The sequence below is a fragment of the Fusibacter sp. JL298sf-3 genome (assembly GCF_053842995.1).
Map to the genome: position 1 here is coordinate 1383479 of NZ_CM132608.1, position 15847 is coordinate 1399325.

The following is a 15847-nucleotide window of genomic DNA, read 5'->3' on the forward strand; positions in this document are numbered from 1 at the left end:
GTTATGACACAAAACGAACTCGGAACGAAACCCATTGGCGAGCTGCTATTAAAATTCTCTGTGCCGGCCATCGTCGGCATGCTGGTCAACGCCCTCTACAACATCGTCGACCGAATTTACATCGGCCGCCTCACCCCTTTGGCAATGACGGGCATCGGCCTTTCACTGCCCTTTATGACCCTGCTCATGGGCTTCGGCATGCTCATCGGCATTGGAGGTGCCGCGCGCATCAGCATTCGCCTTGGAGAAAAGCGCGAAGACCTCGCCGAAAAGATTTTGGGCAACGCCGTCACCCTACTCGTTCTGATTATGGCAGTGGTCACCGTTGTCGGCCTCACTTATAAGACGCCACTTCTTTATTTTTTCGGCGCCAGCGACGCCACCATCCACTACGCAGAAAGTTATATCACCGTAATTCTCATGGGCGCTATTTTACAAGGCCTCGGCTTTGGTCTCAACAACATCATCCGCGCTGAAGGCAGCCCTCAAATCGCTATGTACACCATGCTCATCGGCGCTATCACCAACATCATCCTCGACCCGTTGTTCATCTTCGTCTTTGACCTCGGTATTCAAGGGGCGGCTATCGCCACCGTTATTTCCCAAGGGGTTTCAGCCGTTTGGGTTCTGCACTATTTTACAAGCGGCAACAGCAAACTCAAGTTTCACGTACACAATTTAAAACTCGATGCCGATATCGTCCTCAGCATTATCACCATCGGCATTTCGCCGTTTTCCATGCAAGTGGCGGCCAGCATCGTGACCATCGTTTCCAACAATGCGCTAAAAACGCACGGTGGCGACATCGCTATTTCCGCTATGACAGTTATCAACGCGGTAGCCATCTTTTTCTTGATGCCGATTTTCGGACTCAACCAAGGCTCTCAGCCGATTATCGGTTACAACTACGGCGCAAAGAACTACGCACGGGTCAAAAAGGCGTTGTTGCTCGCCATTGGCGCCGCTACAGCCGTCTGCATCGTGGCCTTTATTCTGACACAGTTCTTCACGACCTTTATGATCGGGCTGTTTAACAACGACCCGACACTGGTTGAAGTCACCAAACGCGGCATGCGCATCTACTTGTGCATGATGCCAATTATCGGTTTTCAGATTATCAGTGCCAACTTCTTTCAAGCCACGGGACAAGCGCCAAAAGCTATGTTCCTCAGCTTACTAAGACAGGTCATCGTCTTGATACCGATGTTGCTCATCCTCCCCAACCTCTTCGGATTGGGATTAGATGGCGTTTGGCTTTCAGGGCCTATTGCGGACTTTACTGCATCGGTGCTGACTTTTGCCTTCCTAATGCACGCCATTTGGAAACTCAACAAAAATGCGGCAACGGACAACGTGCCATCGTAACCGCCTATTAAAAAAACCGTCCCGGTGCACTGTATCGTGCCCCCGAGACGGTTTTTCTTATATTGATGCCGTTACAGCGACCAGTAAAAATCCACGGTCTCTGTGTGTTTCATCGCACTGTAAGCCGGAATGTTCTTGTAAAGCCATTCCCGCATATCGCCTGCTTTTTCGACTTCTGAATTGGTGGTAAAGATGTTCATCAGCTGGGTGACCGCTTCGATGTTGGTGAAGCGCACAGGGCCCTCCACAACTTTACGAACAGTTTGTACATGTCGGTCGGTAGACGTTACAGTCCCCTCGCTCTCGTAGAGTGTACGCGACGGGATGATGACATCTGCACGCTCTGACAGCGCCGACGCGTAATCGGTCATTACCGCTAAGAAGCCAAGGTTCTCAAGCGCCGAAGGATTGACGGTTTCAGTGCCGCCAAAGGCGACGAGTCCTTTTACCAATCCGCTTTCAATCGCTTGGAGCAACTTCGGCGTATCGGCGTTGACGCCAATGTCCACAAGCCCCTGCGTATTGGCTCCCATCTTCAGCTGAATAACCCCACATCTCGGCGCACCGTTGTGTCCCGATGCCAACGCCGCAATGGCGAGATACCGTTGCGCTTCGGTTGAAAGCGCATCGTAGTCGAAGACGATGACGGCTTTTTTATGTCCCATATAGCTGTTCATTACGGCCTCAATCGACGCCGGCACGACGACACCTTCCAGTTCAGAAGCGTATGCCTGTGCGGCCTCTCGATTCTTGCCGCACTCGAGCGCAGCTTTTGCCATGGCCTTCGCCGTCATTTCCAAGTCGGAAGTTACGACGCTGGTAGTCGCCCAGTCATCGAGTTTGCCTTTGTGCTCTGTGATGTTCAACAGCTCTGCTCCGCTGTCCACCGCTTTTTTAATGCGGATGCCTGCGACGCCGTGGCGCTCTTTAAACCCGACGCCTACAGTTACAATGCACGCAGTCGACAGCAGTTCTTTAAAGGTCGTTGTCGAAGCATCTGTGCCTAACACCGCTTTAAGCCCACTCTGTTTCTGGTGGAGCATGTACGCATCTTCTAACTTGAGAATTTCTTTTGCAAAGCGCGTCGCTTGAGCAGCTGCTTCATTGGTCCACTTGTCGGAGATGCTTACCGCCATAGCGTCAAAACCGTTGACCAGCTGGAGGCTCTGTGCCTTGCGCGCCGTATAGGCGAATGCCTCTTCATAAGTGACTTCAGTGAGCACGCCATTTTTGCGAATCATCGGTTTTTCAATGCGTCGGCGTTTATCAAAACCACCGAACTCAAAACGTCCCTTTTTACAGAGCACCGGTGCTTCCAAAGCATTGGTGGCTACCGGCAGCGCTCTGAGCATCAGTTCACCTTGATGCTCCATTTCCACCGGACAACCGACGCCGCATCCTTGACAAACGGTCTGCGTCTTGTGTGCATCTAACGGCACCGGCTTCTGAATGGCCTTCTTCTCTTGAAGAGCTCCTGTTGGACAAAGACTGACACACTGACCGCACGAGATGCACCCCGACTCGTTAAACGGCTTTAAAAGCGCCGGTTGCACAACGGTCTCAAAGCCCCTGTTGACAAGGCTTAGGGCGCCGTTGTCCATCACTTCATCGCAGACGCGGACGCACATGCCACACAAAATACACTTGTTGGGATCTCTCAAAATGTACGGATGGTCGTCCACAAGCGGCAGGGCGTGTTTTTCGCCGGTAAAGCGCTCGGGCTTGACATCGTAGGCGTTGGCATAGCTGTAGAGGTCGCATTCAAACACGTCGTGACAACCGCACTCGAGACAGCGCGACGCCTCTAGAGCCGCATCTTGTACCTCATAGCCGTGTACCACTTCTTCAAAATGGTGTTTGCGCGCTTCCGGTGCTTCGTGTCCCATTGGCGCCGGACGCTGTGTGTGCACGTTCTGGAAATCCAGTGCTGTGACATTTTCTTTTTTCACCGTGTAAATCGGCTTGTACGGCTTCATTTCACCTTTGAGGTACGTGTCCATCACACGTGCGGCGCGCTTGCCGTCGGCAATGGCCTCAATGGCAATCGACGCGCCGTCGTTGGTACAGTCACCACCCGCAAAGACCCCTTCTACACTGGTCATGAAAGTGCCTTCATCGGCTGAAATAAAGCCCCAATCGTTTTGAGCGAGGCTCTCCACACCAATGGGCAACAGCTTTTGGCCAATGGACATAATAACCGCATCGACTTCCAGCGTTTCAATAGCCCCTTCTACCGGAATGACTTTGCGACGCCCGCTGGCATCGGGTTCTGTCTGCATCATCTTCTGAAGTTTAATGGCCTTGACGTTGCCGTGGTCATCGCCGATAATTTCTATCGGGTTTTGAAGGAACTTAAACTGTACGCCTTCTTCTTCTGCTTCTTCAATTTCCACATCCACAGCCGGCATGTCTTTTTTCGTTCTTCTGTAAATGGCGTAGACATCGCTCGCCCCCAGTCTCACCGAGGTTCTCGCGGCGTCCATCGCCGTGTTGCCACCGCCGATTACGGCGATGCGCTTACCGAGTTTAATCGGCTTGTTGATGGCGAACTTGTTTAAGAAATCGATGCCGCCGTGTACGCCGTTGAGGTCCAGTCCAGGACACTTCATCATCGTACTCTGCCAAGCGCCAACGGCCACGTATACCGCGTCAAAATTGCCTCGTAAGTAATCCAGTGTCACGTCGACGCCGATTTTGATATTCGGTTTTAAAGTAACGCCCATGCGCTCAATGAGCTTCACTTCGCTGAGCAACACTTCTTTTGGGAGTCTGTAGAGCGGAATCCCGTATTTGAGCATGCCGCCAAACTCGGGCATCGCCTCGTAAATGGTGACGTCATGCCCCTTTTGTCTGAGGTAATACGCCGCCGTTAAACCACTTGGCCCGCCGCCGACGATGGCCACGTGCTTACCCGTCGGCGCTTCCAGTGCCGGTTGGTACGGCGCGTCTTTTTCGAGGTCGAGATCTGCCACATACCGCTTGAGCCAAGCGATGTGCACAGCATCTTCCAACAACCCACGTCGGCAAGCTGTCTGGCACGGATGCGGACACACTCTACCGATAGAGGCCGGCAACGGCAGTTCTTTTTTAATGAGTTTCAGCGCTTCGTCGTATGCGCCGTTTGCAATTAGGCCCACATAGCCCTGTACGTCTACCTGCCCTGGACATCCGAGGACACACGGCGCCTTACAATCGCCTGTGTGGTCAGAGAGCATCAGTTCCAGTGTCGTCTTTCTCGACGCACGGATGCGGTCGGTGTCGGTCTTGACAATCATACCGTCTGCCACTTCGGTTGAGCATGCGCGCAGTAACTTCGGCGTCCCCTCCACCTCTACGACACAGATGCCGCAAGAACCGTAATTTTTAACGAGATCGCTCTGACATAAGGTAGGGATGTGAATGCCGTTTTCTCTAGCCGCTTCTAAAATCGTCTTCCCGCTATATGAGACCATTTCGAAGCCGTCTATATTTAATCTGATTTGTGACATTGATTAAGCCTCCTAATGCACTGCAATTGCGTTGAATTTACACTTTTCTACACATTGACCGCACTTGATGCACGTCTCTTGATTGATGAGATGCGCTTGCTTGACTTGGCCGTCTATTGCAGACACAGGACAAGCTCTTGCACACAGCGTACAACCGACGCATTTTTCCGCGTCGACTTCGTAGCGAATCAATGCGGTACATTGCTTCGCTGTACACTTTTTATGGTAAATGTGATCTTCGTACTCGTTTCTAAAGTACTTCAGTGTTGTGAGAACCGGATTCGGCGCCGTTTGGCCGAGACCGCAGAGCGACCCTTCTTTGATTTTATGACTCAGTTCAAAGAGAAGATCGATGTCTTCCGGTACCCCATCGCCTTCGATGATACGCGTGAGTATTTCGAGCATGCGCCGCGTACCAATACGACAATACGTGCATTTGCCACAGGATTCTTTACAAGTAAATTCTAAAAAGAAACGCGCCATCGACACCATGCAATTGCTTTCATCCATAACGACCATACCGCCCGAACCGACTATTGCCCCCGTTGCATTAATCGCTTCGTAATCGATAGGCGTATCGAGCATTTCTTTTGGAATACACCCGCCTGACGGTCCCCCCATCTGCACCGCTTTAAAGGTGCCGCCATTGGCGATACCGCCGCCAATACCATAGATGACGTCTTTTAATGGCAGACCCATTGGAATCTCCACCAAACCGCCTTTTTTAATTTTTCCCGTTAGAGCAAAGACTTTCGTCCCTTTGGATTTTTCACTGCCGAGTGCCGCAAATGCCTCAGGGCCGTTTAAAATGATAAACGGGACGTTGGCAAAGGTCTCGACGTTGTTGATGTTCGTCGGCATGTCCCAGAAGCCCTTTTGTGCCGGAAACGGCGGCTTCAACCTCGGCATGCCGCGCTCGCCTTCTAGCGACGCAATTAATGCCGTCTCTTCACCGCAGACAAACGCCCCTGCACCGGCCTTGATTTTGAGCTCGAAATCGTAGCCCTCTATGCCGAAACAGTTTTGCCCCAAATAGCCTCGTGCTTTGGCGTCGTCTATAGCCTTTTGCAACCGGACTATGGCCAGTGGGTACTCAGCTCTGACATAGACAACTCCGGTCTTTGCGCCGATGGCATAACCGCCGATCATCATCCCTTCGATGAGTCGATGCGGGTCGCCTTCCAGTACCGATCGGTCCATAAACGCACCTGGATCGCCTTCATCGGCATTGCAGACGATGTATTTCGTCGCACCTTTCGACTGGTAGGCCGCTTGCCATTTGAACCACGTCGGGAAGCCCGCGCCGCCGCGCCCTCTCAGGCCGGATACTTTCATCGCGTCGATAACAGTCTGTGGCGTCATCGTCTGAACGGCTTTTTTTATGGCGTCGTAGCCGCCGACTGCCGTATAAGCGTCGATGGATTCGGGATCAATCTTCCCATAGTATGCCGTGACCACACGGTGTGCCTGTGCCTCAAAAATACCGGCGTCTTCTGCACTGATGTGGTACGGGTTGTCTTCGGGCGACGCCAAGATGGTCTCCAGAGCGTCTACACCTACATTGACATGTCGATATAGAATATCGTCCACGTACACGTCTACAATAGGTTCGAGGTAACACATGCCGATACAGCCTGTGATGCCCACCTCTAAATCTGCGCGATGCGCCTTCAAGTGATCGATCAACTTGCCTGCGCCTGCTGCAAAGCCGCAGCTCGATGCGCCAACGACTACTTTCATTAGAGCACCTCGCTTTCTGATTGTTGAATGCCTTTTAAAATTTCTCTGGTCTTTTCAGGGGTTAAGTTGGCGTAGGTCTCGTCATTCACCATCATGACTGGCGCCAATGAACAGCACCCTAGACACGCAACATTGTTAAATGTGAACAGCAAATCGTCTGTCGTTTCACCTTCTTGAATTCCCAGTGTTTCGCAAACAGCTCTCTCAATGGCCGCCGACCCGTTGACATAGCACGCTGTTCCTTGACACAACATAATCAGATACTTGCCGATGGGCTTGAGTCTGAACTGCGTGTAAAAGGTGGCGACACCATAGATTTTAGAAGCTTTGATGCCTGTTAATTTTGAGAGTTCTTCCAAGACTTCTCTCGGCAAATAGCCGTAGATGTCTTGCGTCTCTTGTAAAATTGTGATCAGGCTGCCGTTCGTCCCCTTGTACTTTTCTGCAACAGGAGCGACCAAACCAAGATCTACAGGGGCTGTGATGACCCCTTGTTCCTGCTGCGCGTTACAATTACAACACATGAACTTCACCTCTTCTTATGATTGGGATAGTAATCCCCCAATGAGTTTATCATTTATTTAACGAAGCATCTAGTTGTTTTCATTATTTTTTTTTATATTTAAAGAAACTTCATAATTCTTTTATTTTTCTGCGTTTCATGGGTATAAATTGACGGCGTTTTTACGAAAAATGAGATAACTCGACAGACGGCGAAAACACTCTGCTTCAAGAGTGCGCACGCATTTACCCTATACAAAACAGCCCTCTTGTCAATGGCAATCGCCTTTAAACGCAACTTAATTCAAGTCTGAACGCCCTCTGCTATACGAACGTTCTTTGTTAAAATGTTCTCTAATAATAGCTCGGTTCAACTCACACATTTCCGCGCATCGAAACAACTGATAAAGACGGCACTCCCAAAGGTTCTGTCCCACATCGCGTAATCTTTTCCGCCTTTCCTTCATTAAAAAAAACACCGCCTCAACAAGTGAGTGCGGTGTTTGCCTGCAGATTATTTAAAAGGTCCAGTTGCCTTTTTCAAAGAGTTTTACAGTGCCGCCATCTTTTTCATGAGCGACGATTTCCATTTCCGGTCCACCGACCATAAAGTCGACGTGAATCAGTGAGAAATTTGCCCCTCTTTGAAGGAGTTCTTCTTGAGAGAGGTTTGAACCGTCTTGCATAGCGTATGCGTAAGCTCTGCCCAGAGCAAAGTGAACGGAAGCATTTTCATCGAACAGGGTGTTGTTAAAAAGGATGCCGGTGTTTGAAATCGGCGAATCGTGACCGACCAGTGCCACTTCTCCGAGGTACGATGCCCCTTCGTCGTTGGCGAGCAGTTTGTCGAGGACGTCTTTGCCTTTTTCAGCGTAGTAATCTACCACTTTGCCGTCTTTAAACGTGAAGCCGAAACCGTCCACGAGCTTGCCGTTGAGGCTTAATGGCTTAGTGGCTTTAAGGGTGCCGTTGACTTTGAGTTTATGCGGCGTTGTAAACACTTCCTCTGTTGGGATGTTCGCCACAAACGGATCGCCTTTTAAGCTGTCTTTTGAGCCGCCCATCCAGTGATGTGCGTCGGCAAGGTACACTTCGAGGTCCGTGCCTTCTGCTTTGAGTGTGAGCTTTTCAAACTGCTTATCGTTGAGGAATTTTTTATACTTTTTAAGTGCGTCGTCGTGCTGTTGCCACGCCTTAACGGGGTCTTCAGCGCTGACACGCGTCGCGTCCAGGACTTTTTCCCAAAGCGCGTCAACAGCGGCTTCTTCAGAGAGCTCAGGGTATACGCTCTTCGCCCATGCCGGTGAAGGGACCGCCACAATCGCCCACTTGGTATGTCCTGTCATTCGGTACTTCATCGCCGGTGAAAGCGCCTCAGAAGCCGTTTTTTGGTCTTTTGCCACCACATCGCCTGAAATCGATTTTAAGAGTTCCGGATTCTGCGCCGAAATAAACAGGTGGTGGTAATTGTCTTTGTACATGCTTTCGAGCATCTCCACTTTCCATTTTGGATAATTCTCAAACACTTCGTCGTGTGCATTTTCGTAGCGTGCAAGGGTGATGTCATCGTCGCTGAACATCACTTCCACGTGCTTGGCGCCTAGGGCATAAGCTCTTTTAACTATTTCCCTAGCCAACGGTAAACCGTGTATGTTGGTACCGACGATAAGGCCTTCGCCTTTTTTTAAGTTGATGCCCACTTCAACGGCCAGTGCCGCATATTTCTTCAGTTCATTTTGTCTGTCTTTCATGCTCGCCTCCGTTAATTATGTTTTAATCTTACTGATTAGATTTTAAATCATTTCGGGTAACTAATCAAGTCGGTTAAGATTATGTTACAAAAGAGACACCGCCATTGAACGCTTCCATGCACTTTGATACACTTTTGTTAGAATTTTCTGAAAGGAGTTTCTCATGACGTACTGGATTGGTTTAATGGCCTATATTTTAACGGTTCTGCTCATTCCACCCTTCAACAGATTCGCCCTCAAAATCGGCTTTGTGGACTGTCCGACGCGGCGAAAAACCCACTGCCGTCCCATGCCGCAAATCGGCGGCGTCGTCATGTTCCTCGTTTTTTTTACCTGTTTTTTTGCTGTGACGCGCACGTTTGATCGCCAGATACTCGGCTTTTTTTCATCTGCTGTTCTCATCTTTGCAATCGGCCTCTACGACGACGTTCAAAAGTCAAAGGGCCGCGAGCTCTCCGCATTGCCTAAACTCATCGTTCAAGTATGCGCCGCATCCATTCTCTTTTTTTCAGGCGTCGCATTCACGGGATTTACCCATCCCTTTTCCGGACAGATTGTCGTACTGCCCGCGCTATTACAGTATTTCCTCACCATCCTTTGGGTCTTCGGTATCACCACCGTCATCAATTTCACCGACGGCCTCGACGGCCTCGCCGGCGGCGTCTCCTGTATCGCCAGTACGACGCTGTTGATTGTGGCCTTGTTGATGCAAGACGCCGTTCCCGCACTGATGTCGGTATTGCTGGTGGGCATACTACTCGGCTACCTGAGGTACAACAAACCGCCGGCCAAACTCTTTATGGGCGATTCAGGCTCAACGTTTATCGGCTTTGTCCTCGCCGTTATTTCGCTAATGGGCGTCTATAAGCAAGCCACTGTTCTCTCACTGTTTATTCCGGTTCTCGTGTTTGGCGTCCCGATTTTCGACAACCTCTACGTCGTGATGCGGCGTTATCGAGAGGGCAAGCCCCTTGCAAAAGCTGACCGGCTTCAACTCCACTACCGACTAATCGACAAGGGCCTTAATAACAAACAAGTCAACGCGTTTATCTACCTCGTCACCGCTTGCCTATGTCTCATTGCCATCCATCTGTTCTGGCTCAACGCCTTTATCACTTAACCCGAAGTCTCTAGGCGGGTCATACGCCCTTTAAAAGCCCTCGAGAAGACCATAACCGTCAAAGTTGCCGCGAGAATGTCGCAAACGGGCTCAGCATAAAAAAGTGCATCTATGCCCCATAGGCGCGGGTACAGGATGACACCTGCGAGAAACAGCCCTTTGCGCGTCAACGACAAAAACAGCGCTGTACCGGTACATCCCAGTGCTGTCAAACCGTCCACAAACGTGTACTGCAGAGCAAGGGGGATAATCCCCAGCGTAAAAACGCGAATCCCTCGTGTCGCCAACGGCAAAATCACAGGGTCTAAAGTAAAAATCGCGGCAAAATCTCTCGCCCATACTCTTGAAACGATGAACATCGTCGTGGTAAAAGCGAGGCAGATGCCCGCCACTGTCCATTCGACCTGTCGTATACGCTTCGCTTGTCTCGCCCCATAGTTGTAGCTGATGAGCGCCTGCGTACCGCCGGTGATACCTATCATAGGGCCGGTTATCAGCAGCAGGAAGCTTTGCATAATAGTGACTGCGGCGATGTACGTCTTCGCCTCTACACCGCCGTAGTGCTTCAGCGCGGCATTCATGGCGATAATGATTAAACTGTCTGTCAGCAGTATTATAAACGGCGTGCCCCCTAGGGCAACCATCGATTTCAACAGGTCTCCCTTAGGACGTCGCGCTTCTATTCTATAAGGGGCGCGTTTAGACATAAGGAAGGCGACGATGTAGAGACAAGCCGACAGTTGCGCAATTACAGTGGCAACCGCTGCGCCTTGGACGCCCCACTTCAACTTGACGATGAATACATAATCCAAGGCCATGTTTAAAAAAGCGCCGATAAACACTGTGGCCATCGCTTTGCGCGGGTGCCCCTGACAAATGGCAAAACTGCCGAGCCCAATACTCATCAGCGCAAAAAAAGTACCGCCTACGTAAATACGCATGTACGCATCGGCATGTACAAAAGTCTCTTCAGTTGCACCGAACAGCATCAGCAACGGCCCTTTAATCAGATAAAAAATCACTGTCAGTACCACGGCGAGGACACTGAGGGCAATAAAACCCGTGGCCAGAACGTCACGTGCTTTTTCCTCTCGCCCTTCTCCCAAAGACATGGCCATTAGGATGGATCCACCGATGCCAATTAAGGTGCCGAAAGACGACAGCAGCGTCACAATGGGCCCACAGATGCCGATGCCTGCCAATGCCGTGTCGCCGATTACCGGAATTCCCGCGATGAAAATCCGGTCTACAATACTGTAAAGAACTGAAACAAATTGTGCCAACATAGCGGGCACAGCCAGTTTGAATACCAGCGGCACAACGCGGTCGCCGCCCAAACGATACCCTTTTTCCACTTCAGACTCTCCATTTAACGTCACAAGGGACTTATTCACGTCCATCTTACCACAGCTTTCAGCCGCCTGCTATACACTTCTTTTACAAACAAAGAAAAACCCACGCACTGCGGATACACTACTGATAGCGCACTTCTATAAACCGCGCCACTTATCAGAAATTTCGAACTTTTGCCGTAGGGGTTGACGAAAAGGTTAAATGCATTATAATAAATAAAAATGTATATTTATACTAAACGAAAGGGGTAATCACATGTCAACAAAACAAAACAAGTGGCTTTATTTTATATTGCCATCGCTGCTCGGTGTATTATTATTCATGGTACCGTTTAAACTCAATGGAGAAATGACCATTGTCGTCGCCTTTTTAGCAGGGGTACTCAAGAACTTCTTATCCGAGTGGATGTCGGAAATTATACTGGCCATTGCCACGTTCTCTTTTGTCTATCACCTCGCCAAGGCGTCTTATAAAAAAGACTTTCTTTGGACGATTGTCAAAGGCATCGGGATTGTGTTCATCTACCTGACCTACTTTAATATCGGTCCCGAGTTTCTCATTTCTGAAAACACCGGTGGCCTTTTGTTTAACGATTTGCTCAGCGTCTTATTTGTCGTCTTCTTATTTGCCGGCTTCTTCTTACCATTGCTTGTTGAATTCGGTCTATTGGAATACATCGGCGCCATGTTCTCTCGATTTATGCGCCCGATTTTCACCTTGCCGGGACGAAGCGCCATCGACTGTATGACATCGTGGCTCGGCGATGGAACCATCGGCGTGTTGCTCACCAGCAAACAGTACGAAGAAAACCACTACACCTTGAGAGAAGCCGCCGTCATTGGAACGACCTTCTCTGCTGTCTCCATCACCTTCAGCCTCGTCGTCCTCTCTCAAGTGGGTCTCGAGCGCTACTTTGCGCCGTACTATTTAACCATTATCCTGGTCGGCGTTGTCGCTGCAATTATTATGCCGCGTATTGCGCCACTTAAAAACAAAAAAGACATCTACTTCAACGGCGATGTGAAAGGGGTCGACACAGAAGGTGAAAAAGAACATCTCTCTCACAAAGAAGCCTTTGAACTCGCTAGCAACAGAGGGTACACGTACTTTAAAAGCGGGCAGATGGTGAAAGACGGCCTTTCCAATGTCAAAGACATGTGGCTCAACGTGTTGCCTATCGTTATGGCACTGGGCACACTGGGGCTCGTCGTCGCCGAATACACGCCGGTCTTTACCTACCTCGGTATGCCGATTAAACCATTGCTCGACCTCCTGCAAATACCGGAAGCTGCTGCCGCAGCACCGACATTTGTCATCGGTTTTGCCGATATGTTCCTGCCGTCGGTTCTTGCAACATCCTTGAACAGCGATTTGACCAAGTTCGTTATCGCAGGGGTCTCTGTAACACAGCTCATCTACATGTCTGAAGTCGGCGCTCTATTAATCGCTTCCAAGATTCCGGTGAACTTCAAGGACTTGTTAATTATCTTTATTGAAAGAACCCTCATCAGTTTGCCGCTGTTCGCTTTGGTGGCACATATTCTGTTTTAAAAAACTCTAAAACCCCCTTGTACAGCGGTTCTAGTCCACTGTACAAGGGGGTTTTTATCTTGTCGTCCCATAGAGAAAATTACTTCAATACTTTAAAACGTTTATCTAACGGCTCAAACTGCTTCTCATCGGCATCTGCTTCTATGCTGCCAAACGGCATTTGAGCAATGAGCTTCCAGCTTTCGGGAACTACAAATGTCTGGCGTACCGCTTCTTCTACCACTTCGTTGTAATGCTGTAAAGAAGCGCCGATGCCCACTTCAGCTAAACGCGTCCATACGACGTATTGCAACATCCCCGACGATTGTTCCGACCATACCGGGAAGTTGTGCGCGTAAAGCGGAAAACGCTCCTGTAGATTTTTTACAATGGATTGTTCTTCAAAGTAAAGCACGGTTCCCGCGCCTGCATCAAAACTCATAATCTTTTCTTCCGTTTTGGAAAACTGATCTTCCGGAACAATTTTTCTAAGAGCTTCTAATGTAAGTGACCAGAATTTGTGGTGTTGCTCATTTAACAAGAGCAAGACGCGCGCCGATTGAGAATTAAAAGCCGATGGTACGTGCTTTACAGCGTGTTCTACAAGTGCTTCAACTTCATTTTCAGAAATCGGTAACGTCTGTCCTAAAGCGTAAATACTTCTTCTCTTTTCAATAATTGATTTGTAATCCATTGGGTCAACCTCCTCATTCTTTTTATCTTTAATTCAAGATAATCATATCATATGCTTTTGACACTGTCAACACCAGTTGATAATTATTTTCATTTACTATCCTCTTCCGATTCAACGCCTGCGAAAAAATCCTCATCTTCATCGGTGTCGTCAAAGAAAAAAATACTCTTTTTAGAAAAACGCAATACGGCAAGCAATATCATGAATCCTACGAAAAATGAACCGAAGAACAAGTAAACCATATAGTTGGGCAATCCCAGCACAGCGACCTCCTAGGCTTCTTTACAATAGATTATACACCAGTATTGTAACATATTGCGCCGTTAAAAGGTCATGGTTCTTTTAAAGGATTCAAAAGGAATTTTATTGCGCAAACGGTGTGCTGCCCCGTACAAAATCTCTTCGAGTGCCTCGACAACTTTGGGATCAAACTGTGTCCCGGCAAGGGCTTTTAGCTTTTTAAAGGCCTCGTCGTCAGAACAACTGTCACATTCGGCCGTAAGTCCCACAAAAGCATCTGCCACAGACAAAATACGCGCACACAAATTGATACTTTCTGCTTTAATGCGCCGAGGATACCCCGTCCCATCCCAGTGCTCGTGATGCGATAAAATCCACTCGGCTATATCGGCGTACTCTTCAACAGACTTTAAGATGTGATAGCCGATTTCAGGGTGTTTTTCAACGACTTTTTTCTCTTCAAGTGTCAACGGTGCCGCCTTCAATAAAATGGCCTCATCAATGGCGATTTTTCCGATGTCGTGCACGCGTCCCGCCACTTCCAACTGGTTGAGCTGAGTTTCCGAAAGGTTGTAAACCGTTCCGATTTTTTTGGCCAATGTCGCCACGCGATCGTAGTATGCCTTCTTGATGGACTTTCGCGACAGCAGGCCTTTTTTGATGTTCTCAATGACTTGTGTTTTAAACGGCTTACTCAAGTGCAACTTGTTTTCATACATCCGGTCTTCTGCGATGCTTAAAACTTCCGAACGTCGTGTGAACGCATCGCGTTTCATAGCGTAACCAACGGCAACTGAAACGGGAACGCAATTAATAGAAAGCGTCTTCAAACTGGTTGAGAAACGCGTAATAATGCTTTTGACTTCATCCTCTTTCGTTTGGGGCAAAAGGGCGACAAACTCGTCGCCTCCGATTCTGGCAACGATGTCATCGCCCCTAAAAACCTGTTTCAACTGTTCACCCATCATCTGCAGCAGAGCGTCTCCATGGGCGTGGCCAAACGCGTCGTTGATTAGTTTTAAGCCGTTGACGTCAAACATAATAACCGCTAAAGGGTAATTGCGCTCGACGTCGAGGCGAGAGATTTCTTCTTCAAAAAACCGCCGGTTGTAAAGCCCCGTCAACTGGTCGTGATAACTTAAAAACTCGATTTCCTTCTGACGCGCCAACTTCTCCGTAAAGTCTCTAAAGGCGATGACCAGGCCGCTTTCGCCCCCCTTGATATCGTAAATAGGGGCGACGGTTTCTTCAATGTAAATCGGCTCGTCATCAGCGGTTAAAATCACTTTGGAGGCATTTTTATGCAAGACTTTGGGGTTGAATTGACACGTCTTTTCAAGGGTCTCGTCAAAACGCCTGTAGCACGCTACAATGGGCTTTCCGACGAAATCAGACAACTGGTATTTCAGCAGCTTAAGGGCAGTGGGATTGGCATTTTGAATAATCCCCTGTGAGTCCACCGAAATAAACCCCTCCTCGATGTTGTTAAAGAGGTTTTCGAGTTCGATACTCTTGATTTTAAGTTTGTTTTTGGAAGCGCGAATAAAGTACATGTAGATGGCGCTAACCATTAGAGCCAACATCAGTACAATAAACAATACAATCAGGGTGCCCCTCGCTCTTTTTCCTGCGATTTTTTCATCTGTAATGTCGTGAATCACTGAGTAGAGATAGGTTTTGCCGTCTTCATTTCGGTAAGGGTAGGAATAGACCTCCACATGCCGTTCACTGCCGTCTTGAATTCTATGTATAAAGTTAAAATAATTGCGTTCTTCTTTAACTGCAAGAGCCATTTCTTCAGCGACTTCGCGTTCTGTCAGTGTGTTGAGATCATCGATGTTCATCGTTTTGAGAGCGTCGATAGAAAAACCGTAAAACTCAGCTGCCGCTTCGTTTGCCGCTACGATATCGCCGTCTTTAACATCGATGATAAGCATAATCGTTCCGTGATTTTCAAACAGTTCATCAAACAAAACATTCGAAAAAGAAGGTGCGCCCATGGTAAAGAACGCACCTAAGTAGATTAAAGTCAAGAGCATCAAGCGCTTTCTAAAGCGTCTCATAA

Annotated in this window: 11 protein-coding genes; 3 read left to right on the forward strand and 8 right to left on the reverse strand. The window is 48.9% G+C overall.

Annotated features, from left to right (window positions below):
- The first annotated feature begins 3 nt into the window (after positions 1-3).
- A complete protein-coding gene (locus ACR6HW_RS06780) occupies positions 4-1365 on the forward strand; it encodes an MATE family efflux transporter (RefSeq protein ID WP_455730391.1) in 1362 nt (453 codons plus the stop codon).
- 71 nt (positions 1366-1436) lie between these two features.
- Here ACR6HW_RS06780 and ACR6HW_RS06785 read toward each other — a convergent pair whose 3' ends face one another.
- The 4 genes from ACR6HW_RS06785 to ACR6HW_RS06800 form a co-directional block, all read right to left on the reverse strand.
- Complete coding sequence (locus ACR6HW_RS06785) at positions 1437-4853, reverse strand: FAD-dependent oxidoreductase (protein ID WP_455730392.1); 3417 nt, start codon at positions 4851-4853, stop codon at positions 1437-1439.
- Between the two features lie 12 nt (positions 4854-4865).
- Positions 4866-6593: an NADH-ubiquinone oxidoreductase-F iron-sulfur binding region domain-containing protein gene (locus ACR6HW_RS06790; protein ID WP_455730393.1), complete on the reverse strand. Its 1728-nt coding sequence runs from the start codon at positions 6591-6593 to the stop codon at positions 4866-4868.
- The gene (gene nuoE / locus ACR6HW_RS06795; protein ID WP_455730394.1) at positions 6593-7117 is read right to left on the reverse strand and encodes an NADH-quinone oxidoreductase subunit NuoE; all 525 of its coding nucleotides are present in this window, start codon (positions 7115-7117) and stop codon (positions 6593-6595) included. Before nuoE ends, ACR6HW_RS06790 begins: the two co-directional genes overlap by 1 nt.
- Positions 7118-7612: 495 nt before the next feature.
- Positions 7613-8845: an aminopeptidase gene (locus tag ACR6HW_RS06800; protein WP_455730395.1), complete on the reverse strand. Its 1233-nt coding sequence runs from the start codon at positions 8843-8845 to the stop codon at positions 7613-7615.
- Positions 8846-9008: 163 nt separating this feature from the next.
- Here ACR6HW_RS06800 and ACR6HW_RS06805 point away from each other — a divergent pair, with 163 nt between their 5' ends.
- Positions 9009-9965: an MraY family glycosyltransferase gene (locus ACR6HW_RS06805; protein ID WP_455730396.1), complete on the forward strand. Its 957-nt coding sequence runs from the start codon at positions 9009-9011 to the stop codon at positions 9963-9965.
- On the opposite strand, the gene ACR6HW_RS06810 is transcribed toward ACR6HW_RS06805, so the two are convergent.
- Positions 9962-11365 (reverse strand): MATE family efflux transporter, encoded by a 1404-nt coding sequence (locus tag ACR6HW_RS06810; RefSeq protein ID WP_455730397.1) that lies wholly within the window; start codon positions 11363-11365, stop codon positions 9962-9964. The genes ACR6HW_RS06805 and ACR6HW_RS06810 overlap by 4 nt on opposite strands.
- Before the next feature lie 208 nt (positions 11366-11573).
- On the opposite strand from ACR6HW_RS06810, the gene ACR6HW_RS06815 reads away from it, so the two are divergent.
- Positions 11574-12869 (forward strand): YjiH family protein, encoded by a 1296-nt coding sequence (locus ACR6HW_RS06815; RefSeq protein WP_455730398.1) that lies wholly within the window; start codon positions 11574-11576, stop codon positions 12867-12869.
- 79 nt (positions 12870-12948) lie between these two features.
- Here ACR6HW_RS06815 and ACR6HW_RS06820 read toward each other — a convergent pair whose 3' ends face one another.
- The 3 genes from ACR6HW_RS06820 to ACR6HW_RS06830 all read right to left on the reverse strand — a co-directional run bounded on the left by ACR6HW_RS06820 (position 12949) and on the right by ACR6HW_RS06830 (position 15845).
- The gene (locus tag ACR6HW_RS06820; protein WP_455730399.1) at positions 12949-13542 is read right to left on the reverse strand and encodes a nitroreductase family protein; all 594 of its coding nucleotides are present in this window, start codon (positions 13540-13542) and stop codon (positions 12949-12951) included.
- Positions 13543-13631: 89 nt separating this feature from the next.
- Positions 13632-13805 (reverse strand): hypothetical protein, encoded by a 174-nt coding sequence (locus tag ACR6HW_RS06825; RefSeq protein ID WP_455730400.1) that lies wholly within the window; start codon positions 13803-13805, stop codon positions 13632-13634.
- A gap of 60 nt (positions 13806-13865) precedes the next feature.
- Positions 13866-15845, reverse strand: coding sequence for a sensor domain-containing diguanylate cyclase/phosphohydrolase (locus tag ACR6HW_RS06830; RefSeq protein WP_455730401.1), 1980 nt, complete (start codon positions 15843-15845; stop codon positions 13866-13868).
- Positions 15846-15847 lie beyond the last annotated feature (2 nt).